At 66.4% G+C, this 15,765-nt stretch carries 12 protein-coding genes and 1 tRNA gene; 5 read left to right on the top strand and 8 right to left on the bottom strand.

Going from position 1 to position 15,765, the window contains the following annotated elements; translation table 11 throughout:
• Positions 1-30 precede the first annotated feature (30 nt).
• Positions 31-1,215 carry a cystathionine beta-lyase gene (metC, locus tag N2605_RS16485; protein WP_035999562.1) on the top strand — a complete coding sequence of 395 codons (1,185 nt, stop codon included), beginning with the start codon at positions 31-33 and terminating at the stop codon, positions 1,213-1,215.
• A gap of 65 nt (positions 1,216-1,280) precedes the next feature.
• On the opposite strand, the gene N2605_RS16480 is transcribed toward metC, so the two are convergent.
• The 6 genes from N2605_RS16480 to N2605_RS16455 form a co-directional block, all read right to left on the bottom strand.
• A complete protein-coding gene (locus tag N2605_RS16480; RefSeq protein WP_025036223.1) occupies positions 1,281-1,619 on the bottom strand; it encodes a lipid-A-disaccharide synthase N-terminal domain-containing protein in 339 nt (112 codons plus the stop codon).
• The gene (locus N2605_RS16475) at positions 1,616-2,353 is read right to left on the bottom strand and encodes a glycosyltransferase family 2 protein (RefSeq protein ID WP_036027971.1); all 738 of its coding nucleotides are present in this window, start codon (positions 2,351-2,353) and stop codon (positions 1,616-1,618) included. The genes N2605_RS16480 and N2605_RS16475 overlap by 4 nt, the downstream gene beginning before the upstream one ends.
• Positions 2,354-2,429: 76 nt before the next feature.
• Complete coding sequence (locus N2605_RS16470; RefSeq protein WP_225156069.1) at positions 2,430-3,275, bottom strand: phosphatase PAP2 family protein; 846 nt, start codon at positions 3,273-3,275, stop codon at positions 2,430-2,432.
• A gap of 1 nt (position 3,276) precedes the next feature.
• Complete coding sequence (locus tag N2605_RS16465) at positions 3,277-5,019, bottom strand: ArnT family glycosyltransferase (protein ID WP_260347258.1); 1,743 nt, start codon at positions 5,017-5,019, stop codon at positions 3,277-3,279.
• A 50-nt stretch (positions 5,020-5,069) separates the two neighbouring features.
• The gene (gene pbpC, locus N2605_RS16460; protein ID WP_260347257.1) at positions 5,070-7,241 is read right to left on the bottom strand and encodes a penicillin-binding protein 1C; all 2,172 of its coding nucleotides are present in this window, start codon (positions 7,239-7,241) and stop codon (positions 5,070-5,072) included.
• Positions 7,242-7,246: 5 nt separating this feature from the next.
• Positions 7,247-12,442, bottom strand: a complete 5,196-nt coding sequence (locus tag N2605_RS16455) for an alpha-2-macroglobulin family protein (RefSeq protein WP_036028018.1) — start codon at positions 12,440-12,442, stop codon at positions 7,247-7,249.
• Positions 12,443-12,848: 406 nt separating this feature from the next.
• Between N2605_RS16455 and N2605_RS16450 the strand changes: the two genes are divergently transcribed.
• A tRNA-Arg gene (locus tag N2605_RS16450) sits at positions 12,849-12,925 on the top strand.
• A gap of 140 nt (positions 12,926-13,065) precedes the next feature.
• Positions 13,066-13,284: a hypothetical protein gene (locus tag N2605_RS16445; protein ID WP_225112821.1), complete on the top strand. Its 219-nt coding sequence runs from the start codon at positions 13,066-13,068 to the stop codon at positions 13,282-13,284.
• Positions 13,285-13,305: 21 nt separating this feature from the next.
• On the opposite strand, the gene N2605_RS16440 is transcribed toward N2605_RS16445, so the two are convergent.
• A complete protein-coding gene (locus N2605_RS16440; RefSeq protein ID WP_260347256.1) occupies positions 13,306-14,589 on the bottom strand; it encodes a PLP-dependent aminotransferase family protein in 1,284 nt (427 codons plus the stop codon).
• Between the two features lie 114 nt (positions 14,590-14,703).
• On the opposite strand from N2605_RS16440, the gene N2605_RS16435 reads away from it, so the two are divergent.
• The gene (locus tag N2605_RS16435) at positions 14,704-14,931 is read left to right on the top strand and encodes a DUF2171 domain-containing protein (RefSeq protein ID WP_025036201.1); all 228 of its coding nucleotides are present in this window, start codon (positions 14,704-14,706) and stop codon (positions 14,929-14,931) included.
• Between the two features lie 272 nt (positions 14,932-15,203).
• On the opposite strand, the gene N2605_RS16430 is transcribed toward N2605_RS16435, so the two are convergent.
• Complete coding sequence (locus tag N2605_RS16430; protein ID WP_260347255.1) at positions 15,204-15,395, bottom strand: hypothetical protein; 192 nt, start codon at positions 15,393-15,395, stop codon at positions 15,204-15,206.
• 163 nt (positions 15,396-15,558) lie between these two features.
• On the opposite strand from N2605_RS16430, the gene N2605_RS16425 reads away from it, so the two are divergent.
• On the top strand, positions 15,559-15,720 hold the full coding sequence (locus tag N2605_RS16425) for a hypothetical protein (protein WP_035999590.1): 162 nt from the start codon (positions 15,559-15,561) through the stop codon (positions 15,718-15,720).
• The last annotated feature ends 45 nt before the right edge of the window (positions 15,721-15,765 follow it).

The raw sequence follows: 15,765 nt of genomic DNA, 5'->3' as shown, positions 1-15,765 counted from the left end.
CGGTGGAAACGCGGTTTTGAAAGCAGGCGCATGGATTCTTCGTCCCCCCAAGAGCAGCACGCCGAGACCCGGCTGGTCACCTCCGGCCGCGACACCAAGGCGCAGAAGGGGTTCGTCAATCCGCCGGTCTTCCACGGCTCGACCGTGCTCTATCCAACCGCAGAGGACCTGCACGCCCATCGCGGCGAGTTCACCTACGGCCGTCACGGTTCCCCGACGACCAAGGCGTTCCAGGAGACGCTGATGGCGCTGGAGGGTCCGCAATGCGCCGGCGTCGGTATCGTGCCGTCGGGGCTGTCGGCGATTTCCACCACCCTGCTCTCGGTGCTCAAAGCCGGCGACCACATCCTGGTGGTCGACAACATCTATCGACCCTCGCGCAATTTCTGCAACGGCATGCTGACCCGCTACGGCGTCGAGACCACCTATTTCGATCCGATGATCGGCGCCGGCATCGACAAGCTGTTCAAGCCCAACACCCGGGCCGTTCTGGTGGAGGCGCCGGGCTCGCAATCGTTCGAGATGCCCGACATCCGCGCCATCGCCGAAGTCGCACATGGGCGCGGCGCGCTCGTCATCGACGACAACACCTGGGCGACGCCGCTCTATCACCGCTCGCTGGACCAGGGCGTCGACATCAGCATGCAGGCCGCGACGAAATATATCGGCGGCCATTCCGACATCATGTTCGGCACCATCTCGGCCAACGCCAAGGCCTGGCCGATGATTGCCGAAGGCATCCGCTTGCTCGGCGTCTGTGCCGGCCCCGACGACGTCTTCCTGGCGCTGCGCGGCCTCCGCACGCTGTCGGTGCGGCTGGCGCAGCATCATCGCTCCGGGCTCGAGATGGCGCGCTGGCTGGCGGCAAGGCCTGAGGTTGCGCGCGTGCTGCATCCCGGGCTGGAGACCGATCCCGGTCATGCGATCTGGAAGCGCGACTTCACCGGCGCCTCCGGCCTGTTCAGCATCGTGCTGAAGCCGGCGCCGCAGAAGGCGGTCGACACCATGCTCAATACGCTGAAGCTGTTCGGCATGGGCTTTTCCTGGGGCGGGTTCGAGAGCCTTGCAATTCCCTTCGATTGCGATGCCTATCGCACCGCGACCAAATGGGAGCCCGGCGGCCCGACGCTGCGTCTCCACATCGGGCTCGAGAGCACCGACGACCTCAAGGCCGATCTCGACCGCGGCTTCGCTGCCCTCAAAGCGGCCATGTGAGCATCAGGATTGGGCATCTCGCCTAGCAACGTGCCAGGCTTCAACAAGCGGAGCTGAACGCTGGATCAGCGGTCCAGCGTCTTCGAGGCGGTGCCGCGGTTCTTCCAGATCAGCATGATGTTTCTGATATAGATGATGGTCGCGAGCGACTGTCCGAGGATGATGACGGGCTCGCGCTTCACGACGCCATAGACCAGCGTCATCAGCCCGCCGCCCATCGAGCAGAACCAGAACGCCATCGGCACCACGCTGTTGCCGGCGCGCTCGCTCGCGATCCACTGCACCAGGAAGCGCGCCGTGAAGAACAGCTGCGCGACCAGGCCGAATGCCAGCCAGAAGTCGAACTTGGCGACGAAGACGTCATAGAGATAATTGCTCAGCGCCTGACCGTATTGAATGATCATGCGTCCACCTCGGTCACTTCTGGCGTCGGCTTCTTGCGGCGGATCAGCCACCAAACGCCGGCGAGATCCATGATGCCGATCCACAGCCGGTCGAAGAAACCATAGTTGGACACGCCCGAATGGCGCGGCCGGTCGATCACGTCGACATAGGCGATGTCGTAGCCTTCGCGGCGGACCAGGGCGGGAAGGAAGCGATGCAGCCCGTCGAAATAAGGCAGCATCAGGAAAACGTCACGCCGGAACGCCTTCAGCCCGCAGCCGGTGTCGCGCGTGCCGTCCTTCAGGATGGCGTTGCGAATGCCGTTGGCGACGCGCGACTGGAATTTCTTGAAGCCGGTGTCCTTGCGCCCGATCCGCTGGCCGGCCGCGAGCCCGACGCGCCCTGCTCCCTTCTCGACCGCCGCGATCAGGTCGGGCAGGAAGGCCGGATTGTTCTGGCCGTCGCCATCGAGTGTCGCCACGATCTCTCCGCGCGCCGCGCGCACGCCGCTGCGCACGGCCGCCGACTGGCCGCCCGATCTTGCATGGCGAAGCTGACGCAGATTGCTCTGCTGCTTCATGATGGCGCCAAGCCGCTCGCCGGTGGCGTCGGTCGAGCCGTCGTTGACGTAGATGATCTCATAGGGCCAGCGGCCATCGAGTGCCGCGCCGATCTCCGCGATCAGCGGCGCGATGTTGTCGGCTTCGTTGCGCACGGGAACAACGATGGACACCGAAGGCTGGGACGTCGACAAATCGAGGCTCGTGGTTGGAATTGACTGCCCAAAGGACCTGCCCAAGGGAACCGGCGGTCCCGGCAGGCAGCCGCTTTTATGGGGCGGATGCCCGGTGGGCAACCCTTTTGAGGCGGTCGGAAAACGTCCCTGAAAGCGGCACGATGGTGCCGTCGGCGCGGATGGCAAATCCGAGCTTTCGGGCCGCAAACCAGTAATGAACGGCCATGGCGCCCACCGTTCCGACCAGAGCGCCGGCGACCACGTCGCTCGGATGATGCGCCAGCAACACCAGGCGCGTCAGCACGATCACGATTGCGTAAGTGAACATGAAGACGCGCAGACGCGGCCACAGTGCCGAGACGGCAAACGCCAGGGCGAACGCGGCCACGGCGTGGCCTGACGGCAGGCTGGCATAAGCCCCCGTCCCCTCGAACGGGACGAAGTTGAACGGATTGGCCTTGCCCCCGACGAACGGACGTCCGCGGCCGATGACATATTTCAGGATCTCGGCGACGAAGGCTGACACGGCAACCGACAGAAACAGGAATTGCAGCCGCGTGCCGAAGCCGAGCAGCAGCGCGCGGCGGCTCCCACGCAGCCCGGCCGCGACGAGCGCCAGCACCACCAGCGCAGCCCCCAGCACCGAGAGGATATACTCGTCCTTGCCGAAATCGGTGAGGATGCGGATCGGCCACAGGCTCGGCGTGCCGCGCGGCGGCATCAGCAGGATCTCGGTCTGATCGAACGCGACCATCAGCAAGATGACGAGCGCTGCACCCGCCGCGGCAAGCCACAGCGAATGCCGCGCCAGCTTCCGGGCGGCTTCGGCGCGGCGCGAATGCGAGGGCGACCGCACGAGCTGCGCCAGCGCGCGCCAGGACACCGTTAGCAATTGCGCGGGATAGCCGGCATGCGGCGCAATGTCGGTCGGAGCCCGCATCCTATTCGGTACCTTCGGAGCGGAAGATCGAGATCGAGATCGCGCGCCCTTGCGAGAAATTATAGCCGTCGATGCGCGCGCCGACCTTGTAGCGCAGCCCGATCGCCTCGGCGCGCTGCACGAAGCTGCGCTCCGAGCGCTGCTCGATCAGCGCGAAGCGGCAGCTGCCCTGCCGCAGGAAGTCCGCCGCACTGGAGCCGTCGGTGAGCAAGGTCCGGGTGCCCGCCAGGAAGACGAGGCTCGGCTCGTGATAACCGGCCGCAGCCGCCTTCGGTCCGACGCAGGTGACGTTGCGAAGCGCGCGCGCGATCTCGATGCTGGGAAACAGCGGGGTCAGCGACGGCAGCACGATGCCGTAAATCGTCACGGCGAGCATCAGGCCTGCGACCAGGGCGTTGAGAAACGAGCGCTCGGCGCGGTTGGTATCGAACAGCCACCAGGCGAACAGACCGAAGATCAGCGCGGCCGCGATGAACGGCCAAGCTACGAAAGCGGGCTGCCGCGTCAGTATCACCGAGCCGACCACCGCGATGATGGAGGCGGCTGCGGGGATCGCGAACCACCAGGCCGAGCCGCGCATCAGCCAGGAGCGCGACAGCACGCGCCGCTCCACCGCGCCGGCGGTGAGGATCGCGATCGCGGGATACAGCGGCAGCACGTAATGCGGCAGCTTGGTCAGCACCGCCTCGAACACGATCCAGGACGGGATCAGCCAGGCCAGCAGGAACTGCGCACCGGGCTCGCGGCGGGCCCGCCACACCGCGGGCGCCGCCATCGCCGCCAGCGGCGCACCTGGCCAGAACGTGATCCAGAACAGCGCCAGGTAAAGTCCGGGCGGTGCGCCGTGCGATTCCTGGGCGCCAAGCTTGCTCAGCATGTCGCCGCCGACGGAGGTGGTGAAGAAGGTCTCGCCCGCGCGCCAGAAGATCGCGACGAACCAGGGCAGCACCAGCACCAGCATCCACATCAGGCCCCAGACAGGCCGCAGCTTCCACAGCCAGGAGGCGTCGCGGTCCTGGATCGCGAGCGCGACGATGGTCAGGCCTGCGAACATCAGGATCAGCGGCCCCTTGATCAGGATGCCCGCAGCAAGCGCGGTCCAGAAGATCGCGGGCCAGCTCCAGGGCGGATGCGTCTCGTCCTCGGCGCGCTGCCAGGACAGATAGGCCCGCGCCATCGCGCCCATCGCGGCAACCACGCAGAGCAGCAGCACGGCGTCGGTCTTGGCCAGGCGCGCCTCGACGCCGAGCAGCACCGAGGCGCACATCATCAGCGCAGCCAGAACCGCGGCGCGCCGCGTGACGAAGCCGAGCGCGGCCCAATAGGTCATCAGCACGGCGCCGATTGCGCCCATCAGCGACGGCAGGCGGTAGACCCAGATCCGCAATTCGGCCTTCGGCAGCTTGAGCATCGAGGCGGCCTCGACGGTTGCCGACTGCAACCAGTAGATGCCGACCGGCTTCTTGTAGCGGACGTCCTCCTGAAAGCGGATGTCGACATAGTCGCCGCTCTCGACCATCTGCTTGGTGGCCTGGGCAAACCGTGCCTCGTCGCGGTCGATCGGCGGGATGGTGAAGAAGCCCGGCAGGAACAGCAGCAGCGCACACAGCACCAGGAAGCCGACCGCGCGCGGGTGGCTGGCAGTGACGATGTCGAGCATGCGCACGAGCCCGCTGCCCGGATTTGTGGGCGATTTCGACTCGCGGGGGGCACCAAAACGGGGGCTGGGGTAGGTCTCGGCCATTGGTTCCGCTTACGCTGAAACCGCCATGGCCACAACCGCTTAAGGCAGGGTCATTGAATTCGAATGACGACTGTGTCCGCGGCGCCCGTGGCGTCGATCACGGTGAGCCGTGCAAAGCCCGGGCCGGGCGGATCGATCAACCGATGACGGCGGCCGTCGATCTCGCCGAGCGCGGTGCCGTTAACCATGACGGTCATGGGCAGCACGCCGCCGGCGACCTTGACCGGCATAGCCGCGCTCTCCCGGCCACCCGATCGATCGATGTCGATCCGCGAGCCGTTCAGCGGAAACTGGATGTGCAGCGGCTGCTCGCCCCCGCTTCGCACCAGTTCGCCGACCGGACGGAACCGCTTCAAGGGCAGCGGCAGCTTCGCGTTGCTTGCGACTAGGGTTCCCTTGGGCGGCTTCGGCAAGGCGGTCAGCGTCTTGCCGCTGCGGGCGAAGGCATCGAACAGGATGGGCGCGGCGGCAACGCGTCCGATCAGGCCGGGAACCGGCGCTCCGTCCGGACGGCCAACCCAGACGCCGATGGTCATGCGACCGTCGAAGCCGACCGACCAGGCGTCGCGATAGCCGTAGGAGGTGCCGGTCTTGAAAGCGATGCGGTTGTGGGCGGCGTTCTCCGGCGGGGGCGTGCCGAGCAGGACGTTGCCGACCTGCCAGGCTGCGACCTGATCCAGCAGCCGCAGCGGCTCCCGCTCGTCCTTGGCCGTGACGATCTCGCGCAACGGCTTGGTGGTCCCGAGGCGGGCAAAGCCGGAATAGAGCTGGGCGAGGTCCTGCAGCGTCACGCCGACGCCGCCGAGCCCCATGGCGAGGCCGGGCGCTTCGTCCTTGGGCAGGACGAGGTTGCCGCCGGCCTGCCGCAGCCGCGAGGTCAGCCGGCTCGAGCCGACGCGGTCGAGCAGCACGATGGCCGGCACGTTCAGCGACAGTTGCAGAGCCTTCCTCACCGGCACGGTGCCCTGGAAAGTCATGTCGAAATTTTCCGGCGCATAGGAGCCGAAGCGGACCGGGCGGTCGTCGATCAAGCTGTCGGGATGGACAAAGCCGTCCTCGAAGGCGAGCCCGTAGATGAAGGGCTTGAGCGTCGAGCCGGGCGAGCGGATGGCGCGGGTCATGTCGACCTGCCCTGCCCGGCTCTCGTCGAAATAATCGGCCGAGCCGACACGCGCGAGCACGTCGCCGCTCTCATTGTCGACCACGACGATGCCGACCGAGATGTTCGGACCCAGCGCAATTGCGCGGTCGCGCGCCAGCGGCTCCAGCACCTTCTGCAAGGTCGCATCGAGCGTCAGCTTGATGATCGGCGCGTCCTTGACCGTCGACTGCGCGGCGTCGGAGGCATGCGGCGCCAGGATCGGCATCGGCCTGCGCAGTTTCGGCACCGGCATCGCCTTGGCCTGATTGGCGTCGTCGGCGCTGACCACGTGCTCCTCGACCATGCGGTCGAGCACGCGGTCGCGCGCCTTGCGGGCTGCCTCCGGATAGCGATCCAGCCGGCGCGTCTCCGGCGATTGCGGCAGCGCGACCAGCAACGCGGCCTCCGCCAGCGACAGCCGCTTCGGCTCCTTGCCGAGGTAGGAGATCGACGCCGCGCGGATGCCTTCGAGATTGCCGCCATAGGGCGCCAGCGCCAGATAGAGATCGAGGATCTGCTCCTTGCTCATGCTGCGCTCGATCTCGATGGCACGCACGATCTGCCGCAATTTTGCGTAAAGCGAGCGCTGCCGCCGCGGCTCCATCAGACGGGCCAGCTGCATCGTGATGGTCGAGCCGCCCGAGACGATGTGGCCGCGCGTTCCCAGCTGCAACGCGGCGCGCCCCAGCGCCAACGGATCGATGCCGCCATGGGCGTAGAAGCGCTGGTCCTCATAGGCGAACAGCAGTTTCAGGTAGGTCGGATCGACATTGGTCCTGGTATCGACCGGCAACCGCCAGCGCCCATCCGCCATTGCATAGGCGCGCAGCAGTTTGCCGTTGCGATCGACGATGGTGGTTGAGACCTGGCGGGCTTCGTCGAGCGGAAGCGGGCCGAGCGAATAGACCCAGCCAACGAAGCCGATGATGGCGAGGATAAAGGTGAGCGCGGCTGCGGAGAGAAGGCGAAAGGCGATCCGCCCCCTCCGTCCGTCATGGCCGGGCTTGACCCGGCCATCCACGCCAACACCCACCGCCGGCGCGGCCGTGGATGCCCGTGTATGTGGCTCAGCCTCGCTCATCTCACTCACTTCGCCGCCCGCACCTCGACACTGCCCGTGCCGGTCCGACCATAGCGCGAGGGATTGTACATGTCCTCGACATAGGCCTGCGGCAGCACGTATTTGCCGGGCGAGACCGCGCGCACGACATAGGCGAGCGTGAAGACCGACTTGGAATCCGAGGCCCGGTCGACGGCCGCGGTGAAGCGGTCGTCGCGGAATTCGGTATGTTCAGGCTCCTCGCCGTCCTCGATCCAGTCCAGCGTGCCGCTGTCGCCCGACGACACCAGGTTCGGATTGTCGATCTCCAGACCCGCCGGCAGATAGTCGGACACCATGATGTGGCCGTACTCGGGCTTGGCCTCAGTGATCTTCAGCACGACTGCAAAGCGCTGGTTCTGCTTGACCTTGCTGATGTCGGCGGGCTTGCCGTCGAGCGTATAGTAGCCGCGCTCGATCTTGAAGCCGTTTGACGCCGCCGGCTCCGGCGCGACCGGCGAGCCCGACACCGAGACGACCGCCTGCACCGGCGCATCGCCGGTGTTGGTGATCTTCAGCGGTTTGCCGCCCAGCGTGTCCGCCTTGTAGCTGCGATACAAGGCGGTCTTGACCGGCTGGCCGTCGACCTCAATCGACATGTTCTCCTTGGCGAGCGCCCGCGCCGCCAGCACCAGCCACGCATTCTCCTGCGTGGAGGTGTAGGGCGTCAGCCCGCGGGCGGTCTCGACCCGCGACACCGCCTGCGTCAGCGTCGCCCTCGGCGCGTTGCCTTCACTGGCGAGCGACACCAATGCGGCGGCGTCGCGCAGCTGCGAGCCGTAATCGGTGCGGCCGAATTCCAGCGCGGGCTTGGGCGCGAGGCTGTCGAGCGCAGCGCCATAGACCCGCTCGGCGCGGTTGCGGTCGCCGACCAGGGCGAGCGCCGCCGCAAGCTGCGATTTCGCGATCGGGGTCGCGAGGTTGGCAAGCTTGGTATCGGCGAGATAGCGGAGGTCGCCGATCGGAGCCGCGCCGTTACGCGCGAGCACATAGAGGCCGTAGGCGAGATCGCGGCCACCGTCCTTCTCCGGCTCGTCGGCATTGACGACGGAGTTGCGGATACGGTCGAGCGCGTTCTTGAACAGCACGTCCGGCACCGCAAAGCCCTTCTCGCGGGCGCGGGTGAGGAAGTCCGTCACGTAGGCATCGAGCCAGGCATCGTCGCCGCCGGCCAACCACAGGCCGAACGAGCCGTTCGAGCCCTGGCGGGCCAGCAGCCGCTCGATGGCGTCGCGGATGCGCTGGTCGACCTCGGTGTCCATGGCAAGATGCGCGCCGGCCGCGAGCTCGTTGACATAGAGCAGCGGCATCGCCCGGCTCGTGATCTGCTCCGAGCAGCCATGGGGATAGCGGTCGAGCGCCTTCAGGATCGTTGCCGCGTCGAGTGCGGTCGACAGGCTGGCCGAAACTGAGACAGCGCCGGTGCCCGGCACGAGATCGGAGAACATGTCCGAGGTCAGCGTCAGGCTCTCGCCCTTCGCCAATGTGCGGATCGAACGCCGCGCCAGCACCTGCGTCGCCGGCTTGACGTCGAACGCATAGTGACGCACCAGCGCGAGGCCATTCGGGCCCTTGATGTCGACGTCGAGCGTCGCCTGCCCCGCCGCGGTCGCATCGAGCGCGAGCGAGACCGAATTTCGCTGCTTGGCGGCGAGCTTCACCGTGGTTGCGGGATTGCCGGTCATCTTCACCGGGCCGCCCGCCTTCACGCTGATGACGTAGTCGCCGGCCTGGCCCTCCACATTGTCGATCTCGAGGTTGACCGAGCCGCGGTCGCCGTTGAGCAGGAAGCGCGGCAGCGTCGTCGTCAGCACGACGGGATCGCGGATCACGACGTCGGTGTTGGCGCGGCCGAGCTTGGTCGCGGTCCAAGCCACCGCCATCACGCGCGCGGTTCCGGCGAACTCCGGAACATCGAAACTCACTTCGGCCGAGCCGTCGGCGGCGACGGTGACGATGCCGGAATAGAGCGCGAGCGGCTTCTGCGTGGGCGGCGAGCCCTGGAGCTCGCCACCGGCGTCGCCGCCGGACTTGATCTGGCCGCGCGTGCCCGACATGCCGTCGATCAGCTGCCCGTAGAGGTCGCGAATCTCGGCGCTGAGGCGACGCTGGCCGAGATAATAATCGTCCGGCGCCGGCGGCTTGTAATTGGTGAGATTGAGGATGCCGACGTCGACCGCGGCGATGACGACCTTGGCGTCCTCGCCCGGATTGAGCCCATCGAGCTTGACGGGGATCTTCAGCGTCGAATTCGGCCGGATCAGCGAAGGCGGCGACAGCTTGACCTGCAAGGTGCGAGCCTGCTTGTCGATGCCGAACCATTTCAGCCCGATCGCACGGCCAGGCATGCGCTGGGCGGCGGCATCGAGCGGACGGCGCAGCGTCGCCACCACATAGGCGCCGGTGCCCCAATCCTTGCCGATCGGGAGCTTGACCTGCGCGGTGCCTTCCTTGACGTCGATGGTCTGCGTCGTCAGCAGCCGCTCGCCGAGCACGTTGATGGTGAGCTTGCCGGCGCTGCGGATGTTGACGGACACCGTCATGGTGTCGCCGGAGGCGTATTGCGGCTTGTCGATCGAGGTCTCCAGCAGGTCCGGCGTGTCGGCGCTGCCGTCGGAGTACCAGCCGACGTCGAACTGCACCGAGGTCACCGGGCCGTCGGCCTCGTTCGACTTGACGTCGAGCCGGTAGCGGCCGGGCTGCGGCGTGAGCGAGATCCGCGTCGGCTTGTCGACCGTAACAGTGACGTCGCCATCGGCGACGCGCGAGGTCGACTTGACCGGCTCGTACTCCCAGTAATTGTTCTGGCGGTACCACTGGTAGCGCGACTCGATCTTCAGGAGCTCATAGCGCAGGCCGTCGCGGCGCAGCTTCTCGCCCTCCGGCGAGACGAACACGACGTCGAACTCGGCCTTGTCGCCCTCGGTGACGTTCTTGTCGCCGAACAGCGGCTTGATGCCGATCTGCGCCGTTGCCGGCGCGACCGGCAGCACGATCTTGCGCTCGACGGCGCGGCCGCCGGTCTCGACCATGCGGACGAAGATCTGTGCCTCCTGCGGGCGCGTCGAGGCCGGCTGCTTGTCCAGCGTCACCGGGAAGGTCGCGACGCCATTGGCGTCGGCCTCCGGCAGGTTCTCCAGCGGCGTGCGCTCGTTCGAGGTGGTCTCTTCGTCGTCGACGCCGAACTTGTAGCCGGCGAAGCCGGGCCGCTCGGCCGCCGGCGCGATCAGCATGTCGCCTTCGAGCTGCAGGCCCGAAGCAGGTGCGCCATAGAGGAAATGACCGTCGGCCTTAAGCTCCACTGGAGCGTTAGCTTTGATCAGCTTGTCCTTGGCGGACAAGTCGAATTCGATCCGATCGGGGACGTAATCCTCGACCATGAAGGTGGTCTCGCCGACCGAAGCTCCCTTCGGATCGGTGAAGGCGCGCACCCGCCAGGTGCCGGTCGGTACGGCCGAGTTGAGCGGCACGGACAGCGTGCGGCCGCCGGCGCCCTGATCCGCCAGTACAGCGCGACGATATTCGACGCCGTCCGGGCGCTCGACCACCAGCGTCATCGGCCCGCCGGTAACGGCATTGCCCTGCCCGTCGCGCAGCAGCGCGGTGAGGAACACGGTCTCGCTGGAACGGTAGACGCCACGCTCGGCATAGACGAAGGCATCGGCGCCGGCGGGCACCGCGCGCCCCGAAACGCCGCGGTCGGACAGGTCGAAGGCCGAGGTCTTCAGGCTCAGGAAGGCATAGTCGGCCTTCTCGCCGGTGACCGTGAGCATCGCCGGCGACAATCCGCCCTCGCCGCGCGCAAGGCCGGCCTCGAACAGCACGTGACCAGCATCGTCGGTCTTGCGCGTCGCCAGGATCTCGTTGTTGCGCGCGACCAGGCGCACCTCGGCCTTGCCGACCGGGTCGGTCGACGCCAGCGAGTTGACGAAGACATGAATGCCGTCATTGCCGGAATAAGCGGCGATGCCGAGGTCGGAGACGATGAACCATTGCGTGGCGAGCTGGTAGTCCTCGTCCGAGGCCCTCGCCGCGGCCGTCATGACGTAGACACCGGGCTGGAGCTCGCCGAGTGCCTGGTCGACCGGGAAGGCCGTGGTGACGTCCTGGTTCAGCGTCGTCGCAGTCGCAAGCTCGCCGGTCCACACCTTGACGCCGCGCTCGTCGCCGAGCTCGCTGAGCTGGTACTTCGACAGCGTCCTCTGGAAATCGCTGTCGACCACCGTGTTGATCAGGTTGCGGTCGCCGATCCGGAAGACATTGATGCTAACCGCAGGCGTGTTGACACTGACGACGGGAATGCCGCGCTGGCCGGTCCGCGGCAGCACATAGGCGCGGCTGGTGAAGCGCACGAACGGCTTGCGGTCGCGCACATAGATGTTGAACTCGGCCGATTTCGGCAGCCCCTCCTTCACGGTCGACGGCAAGCCGGCGCGCAGGTTGATGTTGTAGCGCTCGCCGTGCTTCAGCCCGTCGACGCAGAGCTGCTTGCCTTCGGCCGACAGCGCCGGCTTGTCCTGGCCTGCAAGCGCCAGGAACGGCGCGAAGTCGGTGCGCTTGGCGAGCTCCTCGGAGAACTGGAAGCAGGCGCGCGGGCTCGCCGAGTCCGAGTCGACGGTATAGTCGAGCAGCCGGAAGCCGTGCTCGTCGCGCATCTTCTCATATTGGCCGCGGACCTCGGCGACCTCGCGCATGTCGAGCGACAGCCGCAGCGCATCCAGTGCCGGCCGCCACAGCTTGCGGTCGGCCAGCGCCTTGCCGAGCACGGCGAGCGCGTCGGCCTCCTCGCCCGGATTGCCGGCGCGCATGTAAGCGATATAGGCCGCCGTCGAGGCGCGCTCCAAAAGGAAGGTCTGCTCGCTCGAGCTCTTCGGCGAGATCTGGAAGATGACCTTGGCGAGCCGCAGCCAGTTGCCGGCATCCTCGGGCGCGGTCGCGGCGATCTGGCCGAGCACGGAAAGGCCGGTGCGGTAATCATTGCGCCGGAAGGCGGCGTCGGCGTCCGTCTTCAGCGTCGCATTGGTCTTGGCGACCGGCCCCGCCTCGCTCTTGATCTGGGCCTCCAGCTTGATCGCGGAATCCGCGAGGTCGTCGCGTTTGAACGCCTTGTCGGCGGCCTGCGCGGTGACAAGGCCGAGCGCTAGCGCGGCGCAGATTGTGACGGCGCGAACGAGACCGATCATTGAAGACTCCCGGAAAGCGCGGACGAACGCCGCGGCGGCAAATGAAATGCGCGGAAAGGTGACGGACTCAAGGCGATGGAACCAGAAGGTGCAAAGCGTCGCTTTCGCCATGACAGAGGTAAGCCCAGAGGAGACCGGCCAAGATATCGCCACGCACGCCGTCCTGATGGCGCAGCACTACCTGACCAGTCGACCGGCGGCCGTGCCCCGGAAGCTGTTCAGCGTTCCCTGCGATGTGATCCATCGTCCAGTCCGCTGCCGCTCGACCCGGCACCCTGACACCCCACCGTTCCGCTTTGTCGCCGCACTGAGGAAAACGGTTCGGTTCAGGCTTGGCGAAACACCACTTTTTTCATATTGGCATGCTACATGAACGGCCAGCCGCCCAATCCGGGCGGCTCAAGACGGTCCCGTAGCTCAACTGGATAGAGTAGCGGATTTCTACTCCGCGGGTTGCAGGTTCGAGTCCTGCCGGGATCGCCAGCTCGTTGCCTCGCCGCCGCTCTTCACGAACGCGTGGGTAACCATATGCCGGCCTTTGAACGGCGCCGATCAGCCCTATCTAAGCGCCGGGTGAGACGCGCCCGATAGGTTTGGGAATGCAGCAATCCGAATTGACGAGAATGGCGATCGCATCTGCGGTCGCGGTCGTTGCGATCTCGTATTTGGCGGTCGACGCGGGCTTGGTGAGCACCAATGCGGTCACGAGGCCCATCAAGGTGGTCCAGGCCTCGATCCTTGGCGCCGCAACGGGACAACGTCAGCCTGCATTTGCAGTTGAGGACTGGGCGCGCCGCGGTCACGACAAGCCGCGACTCGAATATTGCCTGGCGGTCGACTGATCGACGCGCCCGCCCTCCGGTCTATCCACAGCCTGCCCGCTGATGACCCCGCCACCACCGCGCAATGGCCGCGGTGAGATCGTCCCACACCTCCGTCGGCAGGTCCGGCACCGCCACCCGGACGCTGTACTGGTCCGTCGTCGCGTCGTGAAACCACTCGGTCGCGGCGAAATCGAAGCCGAAGCTGCCGGCGTGGCGGATGGGAAAGCCCGCGCGGCGCAATTCGCAGCTCATGTCCTCGGCAGCCTGCCGTGCTGCCGCCTCGTCGAGCGCGCGCCTTCCGCGAAGAGTCACGTAGAGGCCGTGAGCGAAGCGAAGCTGAGCCGAGAGCGCCGGGATCTCGGCGGCAAAGCATCGCGCCGAGCTGCGGCCGTTGCGCAAGATCGCCGCCACGCGCCGCTTCGTCAGCGCCCAATACGCCGCGCTGCCCGCGAAGGGCGGGAAGTGGGCCGGCAATGCCGCGCCGCCGAGCAGCCGCACTGCGTTGCGCGTTTCGAACGCGAGACGTGACCATTCAGCGTCCCCTGCCCGCGGTGGACGCTCATGCCCGCGCACGAAGACGGCCGAGCCGAGGCGGCCATATTCCGCTCCGAGCGAATCGAGCTTGTTGTGGCTTCGCACCAGCACCAGCGCAATTCCGTGTCGCCTGGCCCACCCCACGACGCGCCTGATGCGGCCCGACCTGCCGGCGAAGCACGTCGTATCGAAAATCAGGAGATCGAGGCCCGAGCCGTCACAGCGCAGCACCGCCTCGATGGCGCCGGCGACGGAGCAGGAATCCAGCAGCAGGATCCGCGGCGAGCTCACCCGTGCAAGCGCATCGCCGAGCGGCAGCGGCAAGGGTTCGATCCGCAAATGCGGCATGAAGTTTCGGATCAGCTCCAGCGTCTCGCCATAGCAGCCTGGCAGCACCAGGATATCCGCCTTCGCGACGATCCGCGCGGAGGCGAGCAGCACCGCGGAGATCGCCGCCATCCCCGAGGCAGTGTAGATCGCCGTGCTCGTGCAGCCGCCGTCGAGCTCGTAGAACGACGGACCGCGTACCGTGAGATCGGCCCGCTGGTAGTCGTAACTGAACTCGAACGGCCCGCTGGCGGGATCGGCCGTGTGCGACCAGGCGGTCTCGGTCGCCTTCCACTCGTGTAATTCATGCTCCGCCCTGAGCGCGGCAGTGATCTGGAATTTGGACCTGACGACGTCATCGACGGAACGCGGCGACGCCAAATCGAGCGGGTTTCTCAGGCCGTCGTTCAACAGCCTGAGTTCCCAGTGCTTGCGTTCCAGATAGGCCCGAACGGTCTCCATCGCGCTTCTTGACAGATCCAATCAGGCGTCAACGTCCGGAAATCCCAACGGGTCCAACGTGCCTGCTGCAACGAACCAGCGCCTTCGCAGTTGAAGCCATGCAAGGAGGACAGCATGGCTGACATCAGAGAGCACATGAAGATCATCGGCAAGGACGGCGCACATGTCGGCACCGTCGATCGTCTCGAGGGCAACCGCATCAAGCTGACGCGCAAGGACAGCCCGGAAGGTCACAAGGACCATCATCACTACATCGACACGAAATATGTCGGCGCCGTCGAAGGCGACGTGGTCAAGCTGTCGGTGAATGCCGACGCCGTCCCGAAGACCGAAGCTGCGTAAAACACTGAGCCCCTGCGGGGGCTTTTTGTTTGTTCACGGTCCGACTCCGCTTCGTTCGCGAGTACTGCAATTCGATTGCGCGGAGCATTCGTTAACGATGACTTTCTGCGGAAGGTCGCTGCAATGCGATCGGATTTCAGCGCTGCGGATTGACCGGGAACGAATGCGCGATCCGCGCGTTGAATGACCGAACTGAGTGGTGCCGACCCGCCAGCCCCGGTCGGCTTTGAAGGACCCCGTGCTTGTCCCCCGAGCACGGGGTTTTTCTCATCTCAGCGCTCTCGGGCCAAAGGCCTGCGCCCGGCTGGATGCGAGAGGCCGGCTTGCTCATCGTGCAGATCGCGGGCGAGCTCGTGCCATGCCAGGGCCAGCTGGATCAGCCGTTGCCTGTCGGCACCCTCGGCCGCCGCGGCGCGCTTCATAGCGGCCTCGGCCTCATGTTGCGGATCGTACTCGGTGTACATGCGCAGACTCTAGCCGGCCATCTGGACGAGTGCGTGGCAATTTCGTCCGTATGATTGCGGGGTAACGACCAGCCTTCCTGCACCGGTCTGTGAACCACGTCACAGCCTGTCCGCGACATCTCCGCTAAACTACGTGTCCAGGCTTCATGGGTGATGTCCGGTCATGACACGCAAAGCAGCAACCGAAGTCATCGTCCCGAGGCAGCGACATCGCGCGGACCTGCTCGGCATCGCCTATCTCGGCACCATCGGCGTCGTCATGGTGGCCTGGATCGCGGGCCTGGTCTGGGCCTCGATCGCATTCTTCGATTGGCTCGTGTCCTGACCGACCAAGGCATTGGCCTGCCAGCTGATCGCCGTTTTAGAGCAG

It is taken from the genome of Bradyrhizobium yuanmingense (genome assembly GCF_025200905.1).
Classification (GTDB): domain Bacteria; phylum Pseudomonadota; class Alphaproteobacteria; order Rhizobiales; family Xanthobacteraceae; genus Bradyrhizobium; species Bradyrhizobium yuanmingense.
This window is presented reverse-complemented; position numbering and strand designations above follow the sequence as displayed.

Bases quoted from the DNA above. Each gene is read 5' to 3' on its own strand.
- N2605_RS16470 (WP_225156069.1), bottom strand. From the start codon at position 3,275: ATGCGGGCTCCGACCGACATTGCGCCGCATGCCGGCTATCCCGCGCAA.
- N2605_RS16480 (WP_025036223.1), bottom strand. From the start codon at position 1,619: ATGATCATTCAATACGGTCAGGCGCTGAGCAATTATCTCTATGACGTC.
- metC (WP_035999562.1), top strand. From the start codon at position 31: ATGGATTCTTCGTCCCCCCAAGAGCAGCACGCCGAGACCCGGCTGGTC.
- N2605_RS16445 (WP_225112821.1), top strand. From the start codon at position 13,066: ATGGCGATCGCATCTGCGGTCGCGGTCGTTGCGATCTCGTATTTGGCG.
- pbpC (WP_260347257.1), bottom strand. From the start codon at position 7,241: ATGAGCGAGGCTGAGCCACATACACGGGCATCCACGGCCGCGCCGGCG.
- N2605_RS16465 (WP_260347258.1), bottom strand. From the start codon at position 5,019: ATGGCCGAGACCTACCCCAGCCCCCGTTTTGGTGCCCCCCGCGAGTCG.
- N2605_RS16435 (WP_025036201.1), top strand. From the start codon at position 14,704: ATGGCTGACATCAGAGAGCACATGAAGATCATCGGCAAGGACGGCGCA.
- N2605_RS16455 (WP_036028018.1), bottom strand. From the start codon at position 12,442: ATGATCGGTCTCGTTCGCGCCGTCACAATCTGCGCCGCGCTAGCGCTC.
- N2605_RS16440 (WP_260347256.1), bottom strand. From the start codon at position 14,589: ATGGAGACCGTTCGGGCCTATCTGGAACGCAAGCACTGGGAACTCAGG.
- N2605_RS16425 (WP_035999590.1), top strand. From the start codon at position 15,559: ATGACACGCAAAGCAGCAACCGAAGTCATCGTCCCGAGGCAGCGACAT.
- N2605_RS16430 (WP_260347255.1), bottom strand. From the start codon at position 15,395: ATGTACACCGAGTACGATCCGCAACATGAGGCCGAGGCCGCTATGAAG.